General features: G+C 75.0%; 1 protein-coding gene. It reads right to left on the bottom strand.

What is annotated here, in order from left to right:
* Positions 1 to 364, bottom strand: a 364-nt coding sequence (locus B7767_RS43290) for an aldehyde dehydrogenase family protein (protein ID WP_143653030.1), incomplete at both ends; no start/stop codon positions are given.

Here is a 364-nt window from a genome sequence, read left to right as displayed (position 1 = left end):
GGGCCGCGGCCCGGCGCAGGACCTTGGCGACCAGCTCGGACAGTCCGGGGTGGTCGGGGTGGGCCTTGACGACGACCGGGCAGCCGGCCGCGAGCGCGCTCGCGGTGTCGCCGCCGGCCACGGAGAAGGCGAAGGGGAAGTTGGACGCCGAGTAGACGGCGACGACGCCCAGCGGGAGCTTGTAGCGGCGCAGGTCCGGGACGGGCGGGGTCGCGGTGTCGTCGGGGTGGTTGATGACGACGTCGAGGAAGGCGCCCTCCTCGACGATGCCGGCGAAGGCCCGGAGCTGGTAGCAGGTGCGGGCGAGTTCGCCGGTGAGCCGGACCGGGCCGAGCGCGGTCTCCGCGTCGGCGACCTCGACGAG

Source organism: Streptomyces sp. 13-12-16 (genome assembly GCF_002114215.1).
Taxonomy (GTDB): domain Bacteria; phylum Actinomycetota; class Actinomycetes; order Streptomycetales; family Streptomycetaceae; genus Streptomyces.
Note: the sequence above shows the minus strand (reverse complement) of the source record. Positions and strands in the feature narration are given on the sequence as shown.